The organism is Streptomyces corynorhini (assembly GCF_003346515.1).
Classification (GTDB): domain Bacteria; phylum Actinomycetota; class Actinomycetes; order Streptomycetales; family Streptomycetaceae; genus Streptomyces; species Streptomyces corynorhini.
This window is the reverse complement of the sequence record NZ_QQNA01000256.1, coordinates 1-12,933: the sequence shown is the minus strand read 5'-3', so window position 1 is coordinate 12,933 and position 12,933 is coordinate 1. Positions and strand designations below refer to the sequence as shown.

Genomic DNA, 12,933 nt, shown 5'->3' with positions numbered 1-12,933 from the left:
CGGGCTCGGGCCCGAGCCCGAGCCCGTACCAGCAGGCCCCGAGCCCGTACCAGGCCGGGGGCTGGCACCAGCCCGCAGGCCCGTATCCGGCCGCGAGCCCCTATCCGGCCGCAGGCCCCTATCCGGCCGCGAGCCCGTACGGCTATCCCGGCCAGCCCGCGCCCGGATATCCCGCCCCGCCCGGCCCGACCTGGTTCGTCCAGGCGCCGCCGCCCCCGCCCCCGCCCGGCAGCCCGCCCCACGCGCTGCTCCCGGAGCCGGGCCTGCGCCTCGGCGCCCGCGCCATCGACGCGGTCATCCTGATACTCGGGGTGCTCGCCCTCACCGGCAGCGGCGGCGGGCTGCAGTACGCCTTCGGGATGGGCAGCGCGGCGGCCGAGGCGATCGGGGTGTGCTTCGGGGTCACCGCGATCATCGTCCTCCTCTGCTACGAACCCTTCATGACCTGGCGCTACGGCGGCACTTTGGGCAAGCGGATCTGCGGCCTGCGCGTGGCGCGGCTGGGCAGCGGGGAGAGTCTCACCCTCCTCCGCGCCCTGGCCCGCTACTGGGTGACGATCCCGATGGCCTTCGTACCGATCCTCAGCCCGCTCAACGTCCTGTGGTGCCTCTGGGACCAGCCCAACCGCCAGTGCCTGCACGACAAGGTCGTCTCCAGCGTGGTCGTCAAGCGGCAGCCGTGACGGAGGCGCACGTGACGCGGGCGGCAGTGACGGAGGCGCCGGGGCCGCCGGACGGGCCCCCGGCCCCGGGCGCGCCCGCCCGCCTCAGGCGCCTTCCGCCGGGACCGTGCCGAGTCGGCCCGCCTGGAAGTCGTCGAAAGCCTGCTTGAGTTCGGCGTGACTGTTCATCACGAAGGGCCCGTAGTGCGCCATCGGCTCGCGGATCGGGCGCCCGCCGAGCAGGACGACCTCCAGGTCGGGCGTGTGCGAGTCCTGGGTCTCGTCGGCGCGCACGGTCAGGGTGCCTCCCGCGCCGAACACTGCCGTCTGGCCGGTGTGGACCGGGCGGCGGTCGGTGCCCACCGTGCCCCGGCCGGCCAGGACGTAGGCGAGGCCGTTGAAGTCCTCGCGCCAGGGGAGCGTGACCTCGGCGCCCGGCCGCAGGGTGGCGTGGATCATCGTGATGGGGGTGTGGGTGATGCCGGGGCCCTCGTGTCCGTCGAGTTCGCCCGCGATCACGCGCAGCAGCGCGCCGCCGTCGGGGGAGGTCAGCAGCTGCACCTGGCCACCGCGGATGTCCTGGTAGCGGGGGTCCATCATCTTGTCGGACGCCGGGAGGTTCACCCACAGCTGGAGGCCGTGGAACAGCCCGCCGGACATCACCAGCGCCTCCGGCGGCGCCTCGATGTGGAGCAGCCCGGAACCGGCCGTCATCCACTGGGTGTCGCCGTTCTGTATGGTCCCGCCGCCACCGTTGCTGTCCTGGTGGATGAAGCTGCCGTCGATCAGGTACGTGACCGTCTCGAAGCCGCGGTGCGGGTGCCAGGGGGTGCCCTTCGGCTCGCCCGGCGCGTAGTCCACCTCACCCATCTGGTCCATCATGATGAACGGGTCGAGGTGCTCGTACCGTATCCCCGCGAACGCGCGGCGTACCGGGAAGCCCTCGCCCTCGAACCCGCTGGGCGCGGTCGTGACGGCGAGCACGGGGCGGGCCACGGCGTCGGCCGGAGCCGCCACCCGGGGCAGGGTCAGCGGGTTTTCGACGGTCACTGCGGGCATGGAGAGCCTCCTCGGAAGTTTCGTTCAACAATTTAGTTGAACGGTGAACATCCCGCAAGGCGTCGGGATTCCCCGGCCGTCGGACACGCGGCACGCGACCGGGGCCCGCACCGATACGACAGGTACGGGCCCCGGGGCGCGCGAACTCGGAACAAGCAGGTCAGCCGGGCGCGGCAGGCAGGTCGGCCGGGCGCGACAAGCAGGTCAGCCGTGCGAGCCAGGCAGGTCAGCCGGGCGAGACAAGCAGGTCAGCCGTCGAGCCAGGCAGGTCAGCCGTACATACGGCGCATCGCGAAGTCCACCATCTGCTCGACCGCCTTCGCGTCGAACACCATCCGGTGGTCGCCCTCCATGTCGAGCACGAAGCCGTACCCGGTGGGCAGCAGGTCGATCACCTCAGCACCGGTGATCACGAAGTACTTCGACTCCTTGCCCGCGTACCGCCGCAACTCCTTGAGCGTGGAGAACATCGGGATCACCGGCTGCTGGGTGTTGTGCAGCGCCAGGAAGCCCGGGTTGTCACCGCGCGGGCAGTAGACCTTCGACGTCGCGAAGATCTGCTGGAAGTCCTCGGCCTGGAGCGAACCCGTGGTGAACGCCCGCACGGCGTCGCCCAGCGACGGAGGGGAAGGTTCCGGATACAGCGGCTGCTCGGCGTAGCCACCCGCGGCGACGCCGCCCATCTGCCCGGACGCGCGATGCGACTGGTGCGGCTGGTGTGACTGATGCGGCTGCTGCGCGTACTGCTGCTGGGCGCCAGGGCTCTGGTCGTAGCCGTACATGAGCGCAAGAGTACTGAGGAATACCGACCCCGCGAGCCGCGCCCACCGCAGCGTTCGCCTCGTCACAGAAACCAGGTCGGGGTTGCGTCTTATTACCCATGGGTAGCATCATCGTAGCTACCCGCTGGTACTCGCCGGTAGGTACGAGGTATCCGCCTTCCCGATCCATACGGACCATACGGAGTCGTCGCCATGGGGCACTACAAGTCGAATCTCCGCGACATCGAGTTCAACCTCTTCGAGGTCCTCGGGCGCGACAAGCTGTACGGAACGGGTCCCTTCGCGGACATGGACGTGGAGACCGCCAGGAGCATCCTCGGCGAGGTCGGGCGCATCGCGGAGAACGACTTCGCCGAGTCGTTCACGGACGCCGACCGCAACCCGCCGGTCTTCGACCCCGAGACCAACACCGCTCCCCTCCCCGCGGCCTTCAAGAAGAGCTACCAGTCCTACATGGACTCGGAGTACTGGCGGCTCGGCCTGCCCGAGGAGATCGGCGGCACCCCGGCGCCCCGCTCGCTGATCTGGGCCTACGCGGAGCTGCTCCTCGGCGCGAACCCCGCCGTGTGGATGTACGCGTGCGGCCCGGCCTTCGCCGGCGTCCTCTTCGAGGAGGGCAACGAGGCACAGAAGAAGCTCGCCGCGATCGCCGCCGAGAAGATGTGGGGCGCCACGATGGTCCTCACCGAGCCCGACGCGGGCTCGGACGTCGGCGCGGGCCGTACGAAGGCGGTCGAGCAGCCGGACGGCAGCTGGCACATCGAGGGCGTGAAGCGCTTCATCACCTCCGGTGAGCACGACCTGTCGGAGAACATCCTTCACTACGTCCTCGCCCGCCCCGAGGGCTCAGGTCCCGGCACGAAGGGCCTGTCGCTCTTCCTCGTACCGAAGTACGAGTTCGACTGGGAGACCGGCGAACTGGGCGCGCGCAACGGCGCCTACGCCACCAACGTCGAGCACAAGATGGGCCTCAAGGCGTCCAACACGTGCGAGATGACCTTCGGCGACCGCCACCCCGCGAAGGGCTGGCTGATCGGTGACAAGCACGAGGGCATCCGCCAGATGTTCCGCATCATCGAGTTCGCCCGCATGATGGTCGGCACGAAGGCCATCGCCACCCTCTCCACCGGCTATCTGAACGCGCTGGAGTACGCCAAGGAGCGCGTCCAGGGCTCCGACCTTGCGCAGTTCACCGACAAGGCGGCGCCCAAGGTCACCATCACGCACCACCCCGACGTACGCCGCTCCCTGATGACGCAGAAGGCGTACGCGGAGGGCATGCGCACGCTCGTCATGTACACCGCCTCGGTCCAGGACGAGATCGCCGTCAAGGAGGCCGAGGGCGAGAACACCAAGGCGCTGCACGGGCTGAACGACCTGCTGCTGCCGATCGTGAAGGGGTACGGCTCCGAGCGGTCGTACGAGCAGCTCGCCGAGTCGCTCCAGACGTTCGGCGGCTCCGGGTACCTCCAGGAGTACCCGATCGAGCAGTACATCCGGGACGCCAAGATCGACACGCTCTACGAGGGCACCACGGCGATCCAGGGCCAGGACTTCTTCTTCCGCAAGGTCGTCCGCGACCAGGGCCAGGCGCTGAACACGGTCTCCGAGGAGATCAAGACGTTCCTCGCGGTCGGCACCGGCGGTACGGAGCTGGCCCCGGCCCGCGAGGCGCTCGCCAAGGCGGCCGGTGACCTGGAGGCGATCGTCGCCCGGATGCTGGCCGACCTGACCGCGACCGGTGAGGACGTCAAGAACATCTACAAGGTCGGGCTCAACACGACGCGGCTGCTGATGGCCTCGGGCGACGTGATCATCGGCTATCTGCTGCTGCGCGGTGCCGCCGTGGCCGCGGAGAAGCTGGAGACGGCCGCGACGAAGGACGTGGCGTTCTACCGGGGCAAGATCGCGGCGGCGAAGTTCTTCGCGGCGAACGTGCTGCCGGGCGTCGGGACGGAGCGGCTGCTCGCGGAGTCGGTCGACAACTCGCTGATGGAGCTGGACGAGGCGGCGTTCTAGAGCCGCCTGGTAAGCAGCCGGACGTGCGCCGGGTGACGGCCGGACCACCCGGTGAGCCGCCGGATCGCCGACCGCCGGGTGACGGCTGGAGCGCCGGGTGACGCCGGGTGACGGCCGGTACCGCGCGCAGGATCGGGTGTGGGCACCTCTCAGGCATGAGGGGTGCCCACACCCATATCCGCCCCATACGCGTATCCACACGCCCATATCCACACGCCCATATCCACACACCCACGTCCGCACCCATATCCACACACCCATGTCCGCACCCATATCCGCACCCACCTCCCCATCCGCTCCGTTGTGCGGAGCTTGTCCGCGCTTGGCACATGCCGTCGCAGCCGGTGCGCGGACCGGTGTCGGAGCCCGTCGTTATGGTGAACCCATGAGCACTTCCGTCCGCTTCGACCGCGGCCACACCGACGACCTCAAGTCCTTCCTCGCGGCCAGCCCGTCGCCGTACCACGCCGTGGCCAACGCCGCCGAGCGCCTGGAGAAGGCGGGCTTCCGGCAGGTGCGGGAGACGGACGCCTGGGACGGGTCGGCCGGCGGACGGTTCGTGCTGCGCGGCGGCGCGCTCATCGCCTGGTTCGTGCCGGAGGGCGCCGAGCCGCACACACCCTTCCGGATCATCGGCGCGCATACGGACTCGCCGAACCTGCGGGTGAAGCCGCTGCCGGACACCGGCTCCTACGGCTGGCGCCAGATCGCCGTGGAGATCTACGGCGGGACGCTGCTCAACACCTGGCTCGACCGCGATCTGGGGCTCGCGGGCCGGATCACCCTGCGCGACGGCTCGCACCGGCTGGTCAACATCGACCGCCCGCTGCTGCGCGTCCCCCAGCTCGCCGTACACCTGGACCGCTCGGTGAACACCGACGGGCTCAAGCTGGACCGGCAGCGCCACATGCAACCGATCTGGGGGCTCGGGGAGCCCGAGGAGGGCGACCTGATCCGCTTCGTGGCCGAGGAGTCGGGCGTGGCCGCGGCGGACGTCACCGGCTGGGACCTGATGCCGCACGCCGTCGAGCCGCCCGCGTACCTCGGCCGGGACCGCGAGCTGCTGGCCGGCCCCCGGATGGACAACCTGCTGTCGGTGCACGCGGGTACGGCGGCGCTGGCCGCCGTCGTCACGGGCGCCGACGGCGGCTCCCTCCCGTACATCCCGGTGCTGGCCGCCTTCGACCACGAGGAGAACGGCTCGCAGTCGGACACGGGCGCCGACGGGCCGTTGCTCGGCACGGTGCTGGAGCGCTCGGTGCTCTCGCGCGGCGGCACCATCGAGGACCGCGCGCGGGCCTTCGCCGGTACGGTCTGTCTCTCGTCGGACACCGGCCACGCCGTGCACCCGAACTACGTCGACCGCCACGACCCCACGCACCACCCGCGCGCCAACGGCGGCCCGATCCTCAAGGTCAACGTCAATATGCGGTACGCGACGGACGGCAGCGGCCGGGCCGTGTTCGCCGCGGCCTGCGAGAAGGCGGGCGTGCCGTGGCAGTCGTTCGTCTCCAACAACTCGATGCCGTGCGGCACGACGATCGGCCCCATCACGGCCGCGCGGCACGGCATTCAGACCGTCGACATCGGCGTGGCGATCCTGTCGATGCACAGCGCGCGCGAGCTGTGCGGGGCGGACGACCCGTACTTGCTGGCCAACGCGCTGACGGCGTTCCTGGAGGGCTGACGGCTCGGCGGAGGCCGACGTGCCGTGGCCCGCAGGCCACCGGCCGCCACCGCCACGGCCACCACGACCGCCACGGCCACGGCCACAGCCACCGCCACGGCCACCGCCGGTATGAAGTCCCGCCGCCCGCATGAGTGTTGAGCCGCCCGCATGGGGGGTGAGCACCGGGGTACCCGACCCAACGGCCCGGTACGGCCACCACTCTTCTTCAGGAGGCGGGATCCATGGGCATAGGCGGCTGCATTCTCCTCATCGCGGTGGGCGCGATCCTCACGTTCGCGACCGACTGGGAGGTCGACAGCGTCAACCTCGATCTGGTCGGCGTGATCATGATGGCGGTCGGCATCATCGGCATCGCCACCTTCGTCAGCATCGCCCGGCGCCGTCGGGCCATCGTCTCGCCGGTCGCCCCGACCGTGGTGGAGCGGGACGACCGTACGGGCCTGTGAGCCCGGGGCGGGCCTGAGCCCAGGGGCTCGGCCTTGAGCCCAGGGCGGACCTGAGCCCAGGGCGGACCTGAGCCCAGGGTGGACCTGAGCCCAGGGCGGGCCGGAGCCCAGGGTGGACCTGAGCCCGGGGCGGGCCTGTGAGCCCCGTACGAGCCTTGAGCCTCAGACCTCTTCGGCGTCGAGACCGGCCAGGACGAGCCCCAGCCGGGACGTCCCCGCCTCCGTCACGTGTACGGGGACGCCCCAGTCCTGTTGATGCACATGGCAGGCCGGGTACTCGTTCAACGGGTCGTCGTCGCAGGAGGCCGCCATCGCGGAGACGTGCAGCACCCCTTCCGTGACGCCGCTGTCCGGGCCTGCCAGCACCAGCTCCCGGCTCAGCTCCGTACCGGCGCCCGCGCCGTCGGCCAGCAGCTCGGGCGGGGTCGCGGAGACGAGCAGCCGGGTCGAGGGGCCGTAGCGGGTGTCGAGCTTCTGGCCGGTCGGCGCGGTGAAGACCACGTCCAGCCGGAGCGCGCCCGGCGCGACCTCCGTCGCGGCCCGCCGGGTGCGGTGGGCGACGGACTCGACCCGTACCGCCTCCTCCGGCAGCCGCAGCCGGGTCAGCCGGTGGCGCGCGGACTCGACGACCACGATGTCCCCGCCGACGAGCACGGCGTCGCTCGGCTCCCGCAGGTCGGTCGCGAGGGTGGTCACCTCGCCGGTCGCCGGGTCGAACCGGCGCAGCGCGTGGTTGTACGTGTCGGACACGGCGACCGAACCGTCCGGCAGCGCGGTGACGCCCAGCGGGTGCTGGAACAGGGCCTGCTCCGCCGCGCCGTCCCGGTGGCCGAAGTCGAAGAGGCCGGTGCCGACGGCGGTGCGCACGGCGAACCCGTCGCCCGCGCGCTCCACGTACCGCAGCGCGCTGGTCTCCGGGTCGGCCACCCACAGCCGGTCCCCGTCCGCGCTCGCGGCGAGCCCGGACGGCTGGGCGAACCACGCCTCGGCGGCGGCACCGTCGACCAGCCCCTCGTTGGTCGTCCCGGCCGCGACCCCTACGGTCCCGGTCGCCGGGTCGTACGTCCACAGCTGGTGGACCCCGGCCATCGCGATCCACACCCGGTCCGCCCACCAGGCGAGGTCCCACGGCGAGGAGAGGTCCACCTCCAGGGCGGGCCCGGCGGTCGGTGACCCCTGCCACCACTGCCTGCCGGTCCCGGCGACGGTCTCGATCGCGCCGCTGACCGGGTCGTACGTCCGCAGCGCGTGGTTCACGGTGTCCGCGACGATCACCTTGCCGTCGGGCAGCAGCGCGAGGCCCTGCGGCTCGCTGAACGCGTCGGCGCCGAAGCCGCGCTCGCCGCCGCCGATCCGCCGTACGACGCGCTCGCCGTCCGGCGCCAGCTCGACCAGCTGATGGCGGGTGGAGTCCGAGACGAGGAAGTTCCCGCCCGGCAGCGCCAGCGCCTTCCCCGGGAAGCGCAGGTCGCTCGCCACCGGCTCCGGCTCCACGTACGGCCCGTCCCCGCGCCGCAGCGTCCCCTTCGCCGCGTGCTCCGCCTCCAGCTCCGTGACGAGCCGCTCGATGGCGTGCGCGTGCCCCTCGCCCGCGTGCTGGGCGACGATGTACCCCTCCGGGTCGATCACGACCAGCGTCGGCCAGGCCCGTACGGCGTACTGCTTCCAGGTCGCCAGCTCGGGGTCGTCCAGGACGGGGTGGTGCACCTGGTAGCGCTCGACGGCGTCCACGACCGCCTGGTGCTCGGCCTCGTGCACGAACTTCGGCGAGTGCACGCCGACGATCACCAGGGTGTCCCGGTGCTTCTCCTCCAGCTCGCGCAGCTCGTCGAGGACGTGCAGGCAGTTGATACAGCAGAACGTCCAGAAATCCAGTACCAAGGTGCGACCTCGGAAGTCCGCGAGGGACAGTTCCTTGCCGCCGGTATTGATCCAGGATCGCCCCCGCAGTTCAGGGGCGCGGACGCGTGCACGCTTGCTCATGACGTCAAGGGTGCCACTACCACCACGGTGGCCACGACGCCCCGTCCCCGCTACGCCCGCATCACGTGCCGCGGGCGTAGCGGGCGTGCTGCGGGCGTGCTGCGGGCGTGCCGGGCGTGCCGGGCCTCAGGAGGGGACTCCGGTGGCGGGCTGTCCGGCCGCGGGCTTCCCGTCAGTGGACTGTCCGGCAGTGGACTGTCCGGCCGTGGGCAGCCGCTGCGAGCGACGGGCGAGGATGATCATGACTGCGGGGATGAGCAGGTCGTAGAGCAGGACTCCACCGGTGTTGCCGGGAGCGTGGTCACCGTTGGCGAACCACTGGTAGACGTGACCGATCAACGCGCCCCAGAGGAACATGCCGGCGCCGAGACCGATGGTGATGCGCTCGCGGGCGGTGGCCGAGGGCGAGGCGGCGCGGAAGCCCATGACGGCGAGCCCGAGGTTGGCGAAGGCGATCTCGAACTCGAACGGGGTCCGGTGGAAGCCGATCGCGGTGGCCATCACGTCCGGGGCGGCGACGAACGCGAACGTCATCCACAGGCTCCCGCAGCCGAGCGCGGCGACGGCCCACCACCGCTGCCAGGTTTCCAGTGCCGCTTGGCGGGAGGGGCTGTGCCGGGTGCGGATCAGCGCGCCGAGGACCGCCACCAGCAACCAGAACAGGGGGAACGCGGACTGCGCGATGTAAGGAATCTCCATCATGACAACCAGTCTTGCATGGTTAATATTAACTACGCAAGACACTGATATGCTCGGGTCATGGACGACGGACTGGCTGACTTGCTGCATCGCGTGGTGTTCCTGCTCGGAGAGGCCGCGCGACAGCGCGACGACGGCCCCGCTGGACTGAGTTACAGCCAGATGCGGCTGCTGGGGACGCTGGAGGACATCCAGCCGGTGACTCAGCACCAGCTGGCACAGGCACTGTCGGTGTCCGATCCGGCGATCAGCCGGGCGCTGCGCCCGCTGGAGGCGGCCGGGCTCGTGCGCGTCCGCCCCGATCCAGAGCATGGACGGCGACGCCTGGTCGGCATCACCGACGCGGGCAGCACGGCCTTCCACGGCAGCGCGAAGCCGCTCTACGACGCGCTGCGCAACGCCCTGCTCGAAGCCGACTTCCCGTACGAGCGGTATCTGCGCGACACCGCCCTGTTGGCGCAGCTCCTTGAGTCGGCAGCCCAGGGCTCCCGGCCCGGCGCCCCCTGACGCGGGGCCGTCTCCGCCCTGCCGGGGTAGGAGGGACCCGTCCTGGGGGAGAGAGAACCCTTCCCGGGATGGAGAACCCGTGCCGGGATGGAGGGACCGTGCCGGGATGGAGGGACCCGTCCCGGAGTGGAGGGACCCGGGCCACCCGTACGCGTGCACCTTCGTCCGTACGGTCATCGGACCGCTTCCCGGGGGTAGGCGTCCGGCATGAAATATCTCGTGCGCGACAAGATCTTCGCGATCGGCGACGACTACTGGATCGAGGACGAACAGGGCCGGCAGGCCTTCCTGGTCGACGGCAAGGCGCTGCGGCTGCGGGACACCCTGGAGCTGAAGGACCCGTCGGGGCGGGTGCTGATCACGCTGCGCAGGAAGCTGATCACCCTGCGGGACACGATGAACATCGAGCGGGACGACGAGACGCTCGCGACCATCCGCAAGAAGCACCTCTCGCTGCTGCGCAACCACTACCGCGTAGAGCTGGCCGACGGCAGCGAGCTGGATGTGAGTGGGAAGATCCTCGACCGGGAGTTCGCGGTCGAGTACGACGGCGAGCTGCTGGCGCACATCTCTCGCCGCTGGCTGCGGGTGCGGGAGACGTACGGGGTGGATGTCGTACGGGAGGACGCGGACCACGCGCTGCTGATCGCGGTGGCGGTGTGCGTGATCCGGATGGCGGAGGCGTAGCGCGAGGGCGGCTGACGGAACGTCAATGCGGTGCGTAGGGCAGCCGGGATACGGCACATCGGACGGCACCGGACGACATCCGATACGGCGGCGGTCGCCGCGCCGGAGGCCGCACACGTCACGCTCCGTCAGGCACCATCAGAGACCGTAACGCTCCGTCAGGCACCGCCAGAGACCCTCACCGTCAGAGACCGTCAGGGGGCCGTCAGGGACCGCCAGAGATCGTCAGAGACCGTCAGAGACCGGCCGGAGGCGCCAGTCCCAGCCTCCGGTCCCGCAGCACCGGGAACCGCTCGCGGGTCGTGGCGACCGTCGCCGGGTCGAGTTCGACCGTCAGCACCTCCTCGCCCGGCCCCGCCTCGGCGAGCACCTCGCCCCACGGGTCCACGACCAGGCTGTGGCCCGACTGCTCCACGCCCGCGTGCGTACCGGCGGTGGCGCAGGCCAGGACGTACGCCTGGTTCTCCACGGCGCGGGCCCGCGCCAGCAGCGTCCAGTGCGCGCGTCGGCGCTCGGGCCAGCCCGCGGGCACGACGAGCAGCTCGGCGCCCGCGTCGGTCAGCCCGCGGAACAACTCGGGGAAGCGCAGGTCGTAGCAGGTGGCGAGGCCCAGGGTGACCGACGGCCCGGCGCCGCTCGCGGGCAGCTCCACGGTGACGAGCGCGTCGCCCGCGGCCATCAGCGTCGCCTCGCCCTTGTCGAAGCCGAAGCGGTGGATCTTGCGGTACGTACGGACCAGTTCACCGGCGGGGGAGATGACGAGCGAGGTGTTGTACAACCGGCCGTCCGCGGCCCGTTCCACCACCGACCCGGCGTGCAGCCAGACCGCCGCGTCACGCGCCGCCGCCGACACCGCCGCGAACGTCGGGCCTTGGACCGGCTCCGCCTCCGCGGCGAAGGATTCATACGCGAAAGCGCCGACGGGCCACAGCTCCGGCAGGACGACGAGATCGACACCACGCCGCTCCCGTACCAGCGCGGCAACACGGCGCCTGCGGGAATCCGCCGATTCGTCCGGGTCTACTGCGATCTGGAGCAGGGAAGCGCGCACAGTACCACCGTCCTGGCATTCGAGCCGTCAACACGGGCCTACGATCGTCACACGAAAGCACTGCCGGGGTGCCATCGGGCAGCGTAACTTAGCTGCCGAGCCTCCTACGCAGCCCGCAGCCGTACAGCCGTAGCCCGCCCGCCTAGCAAGCCAGCCCGCGTACCGCAGAACCGCCGAGGGGTCCCGTGACCGTCCATCCCAGCCTTCAGAACTACGCCGATGCCTGGACCCATTCCATCGAGGCCATAGTCGAGCTGGTGCAGCCACTCGTCGAAGGCGAGTGGAACCGGCGCACGCCGTGCCCCGGCTGGTCCGTACGGGACATCGTCTCGCATGTCATCGGCATGGAGTGCGAGATGCTCGGGGATCCACGGCCCATTCACTCATTGCCACGCGATCTCTACCATGTGCAGAGCGAGTTCACCCGCTACATGGAGATGCAGGTCGACGTCCGGCGCCACCACACCGCGCCGGAGATCGTCTCGGAGCTGGAGTACACGATCATCCGCCGCAACCGGCAGATGAGGAACGAGACGCGCTCGCCCGAGACCATGGTCCCGGCGCCGCTGCGCACCCAGCAGACCCTGGAATCCGCCATGCGGGCGCGGGCGTTCGACCTGTGGGTGCACGAGCAGGATCTGCGGACGGCGCTGGGCAGGCCCGGCAACATCGACTCACCCGGCGCCCAGATCACCAGGGACGTGCTGCTGGCCGCGCTGCCGAAGGTGGTGGCCAAGGACGCGGGGGCGCCGCCGAATTCGGCGGTCGTGATCGACGTGACGGGCCCGCTGGAGTTCCTGCGTACGGTCAGGGTGAACGCGGACGGCCGGGGCTCGATCGACGGTTCGCCGTCGCTGGGGCCCGTGGTGACGCTGGCGACGGACTGGGACACGTACTTCCGGCTGGCGTGCGGGCGGGTCAGGCCGGCGGCGGTCGCGGACCAGATCAAGATCGACGGTGACGAGGAGCTGGCGGCGGCGATCCTGCGCGAGTTCGCGGTGACGCCGTAGGCGCTCGGGCGGGCGGCTGAGCGGGGACGGGCGGCCGGGCGGCTGAGCAGGGACGGGCGGCTGAGCGGGGCGGCCGGGCGGGACGGCACGTACCCCCGGCCCTCGCCCCGGACGGGCAGCGCTCGCCCCCGACCCGGCCTCAGACGGGTACGTGCACGGCCTCCACCCGGCTCGCCACCAGCCGCTCGCGCTCCCGGCGCGCGGTGCGGGCGCGCAGCCGGAGGATCTGTACGGCCCCGACCGCTTCGAGGACGAAGACGGACGAGAAGGCGATCCGGTAGTTGTCGCCGGTCGCGTCCAGGAGCACCCCGACCGCGAACAGCGTCGTCATCGACGCG

The 12,933-nt window shown here is 71.0% G+C and carries 12 protein-coding genes and 1 pseudogene; 7 read left to right on the top strand and 6 right to left on the bottom strand.

Annotation, left to right across the window (positions count from 1 at the left end; translation table 11 throughout):
* Positions 1-683, top strand: a 683-nt coding sequence (locus DVH02_RS27585; RefSeq protein WP_147286142.1) for an RDD family protein, incomplete at its 5' end; no start/stop codon positions are given.
* 84 nt (positions 684-767) lie between these two features.
* Here DVH02_RS27585 and DVH02_RS27580 read toward each other — a convergent pair.
* Both DVH02_RS27580 and DVH02_RS27575 read right to left on the bottom strand, forming a co-directional pair.
* Complete coding sequence (locus DVH02_RS27580; protein ID WP_114626572.1) at positions 768-1,721, bottom strand: pirin family protein; 954 nt, start codon at positions 1,719-1,721, stop codon at positions 768-770.
* A gap of 269 nt (positions 1,722-1,990) precedes the next feature.
* On the bottom strand, positions 1,991-2,503 hold the full coding sequence (locus DVH02_RS27575) for an SseB family protein (RefSeq protein ID WP_114626571.1): 513 nt from the start codon (positions 2,501-2,503) through the stop codon (positions 1,991-1,993).
* Between the two features lie 192 nt (positions 2,504-2,695).
* On the opposite strand from DVH02_RS27575, the gene DVH02_RS27570 reads away from it, so the two are divergent.
* The 3 genes from DVH02_RS27570 (at position 2,696) to DVH02_RS27560 (ending at position 6,658) form a co-directional block, all read left to right on the top strand.
* Positions 2,696-4,522 carry an acyl-CoA dehydrogenase gene (locus tag DVH02_RS27570; RefSeq protein ID WP_114626570.1) on the top strand — a complete coding sequence of 609 codons (1,827 nt, stop codon included), beginning with the start codon at positions 2,696-2,698 and terminating at the stop codon, positions 4,520-4,522.
* A gap of 385 nt (positions 4,523-4,907) precedes the next feature.
* Positions 4,908-6,209 carry a M18 family aminopeptidase gene (locus tag DVH02_RS27565; RefSeq protein ID WP_114626569.1) on the top strand — a complete coding sequence of 434 codons (1,302 nt, stop codon included), beginning with the start codon at positions 4,908-4,910 and terminating at the stop codon, positions 6,207-6,209.
* Between the two features lie 224 nt (positions 6,210-6,433).
* Positions 6,434-6,658 carry a DUF6458 family protein gene (locus DVH02_RS27560; protein ID WP_114626568.1) on the top strand — a complete coding sequence of 75 codons (225 nt, stop codon included), beginning with the start codon at positions 6,434-6,436 and terminating at the stop codon, positions 6,656-6,658.
* Positions 6,659-6,820: 162 nt separating this feature from the next.
* Here DVH02_RS27560 and DVH02_RS27555 read toward each other — a convergent pair whose 3' ends face one another.
* Together DVH02_RS27555 and DVH02_RS27550 are read right to left on the bottom strand one after the other, a co-directional pair.
* Positions 6,821-8,641: an NHL domain-containing thioredoxin family protein gene (locus tag DVH02_RS27555; protein ID WP_114626567.1), complete on the bottom strand. Its 1,821-nt coding sequence runs from the start codon at positions 8,639-8,641 to the stop codon at positions 6,821-6,823.
* Between the two features lie 126 nt (positions 8,642-8,767).
* Complete coding sequence (locus DVH02_RS27550; protein WP_114626566.1) at positions 8,768-9,343, bottom strand: DUF6790 family protein; 576 nt, start codon at positions 9,341-9,343, stop codon at positions 8,768-8,770.
* Between the two features lie 57 nt (positions 9,344-9,400).
* Here DVH02_RS27550 and DVH02_RS27545 point away from each other — a divergent pair, with 57 nt between their 5' ends.
* Together DVH02_RS27545 and DVH02_RS27540 are read left to right on the top strand one after the other, a co-directional pair.
* On the top strand, positions 9,401-9,847 hold the full coding sequence (locus DVH02_RS27545; protein ID WP_114626565.1) for a MarR family winged helix-turn-helix transcriptional regulator: 447 nt from the start codon (positions 9,401-9,403) through the stop codon (positions 9,845-9,847).
* 207 nt (positions 9,848-10,054) lie between these two features.
* Positions 10,055-10,534, top strand: a complete 480-nt coding sequence (locus DVH02_RS27540) for an LURP-one-related/scramblase family protein (protein WP_114626564.1) — start codon at positions 10,055-10,057, stop codon at positions 10,532-10,534.
* A gap of 235 nt (positions 10,535-10,769) precedes the next feature.
* Here the strand turns inward: DVH02_RS27540 and DVH02_RS27535 are convergent, their stop codons facing one another.
* Positions 10,770-11,585: a carbon-nitrogen family hydrolase gene (locus DVH02_RS27535; protein ID WP_114626563.1), complete on the bottom strand. Its 816-nt coding sequence runs from the start codon at positions 11,583-11,585 to the stop codon at positions 10,770-10,772.
* Between the two features lie 185 nt (positions 11,586-11,770).
* Here DVH02_RS27535 and DVH02_RS27530 point away from each other — a divergent pair, with 185 nt between their 5' ends.
* Positions 11,771-12,595, top strand: a complete 825-nt coding sequence (locus DVH02_RS27530) for a maleylpyruvate isomerase family mycothiol-dependent enzyme (RefSeq protein WP_114626562.1) — start codon at positions 11,771-11,773, stop codon at positions 12,593-12,595.
* Positions 12,596-12,734: 139 nt separating this feature from the next.
* Here the strand turns inward: DVH02_RS27530 and DVH02_RS27525 are convergent.
* Positions 12,735-12,933, bottom strand: a pseudogene (locus DVH02_RS27525) (MFS transporter); the annotation flags it as partial.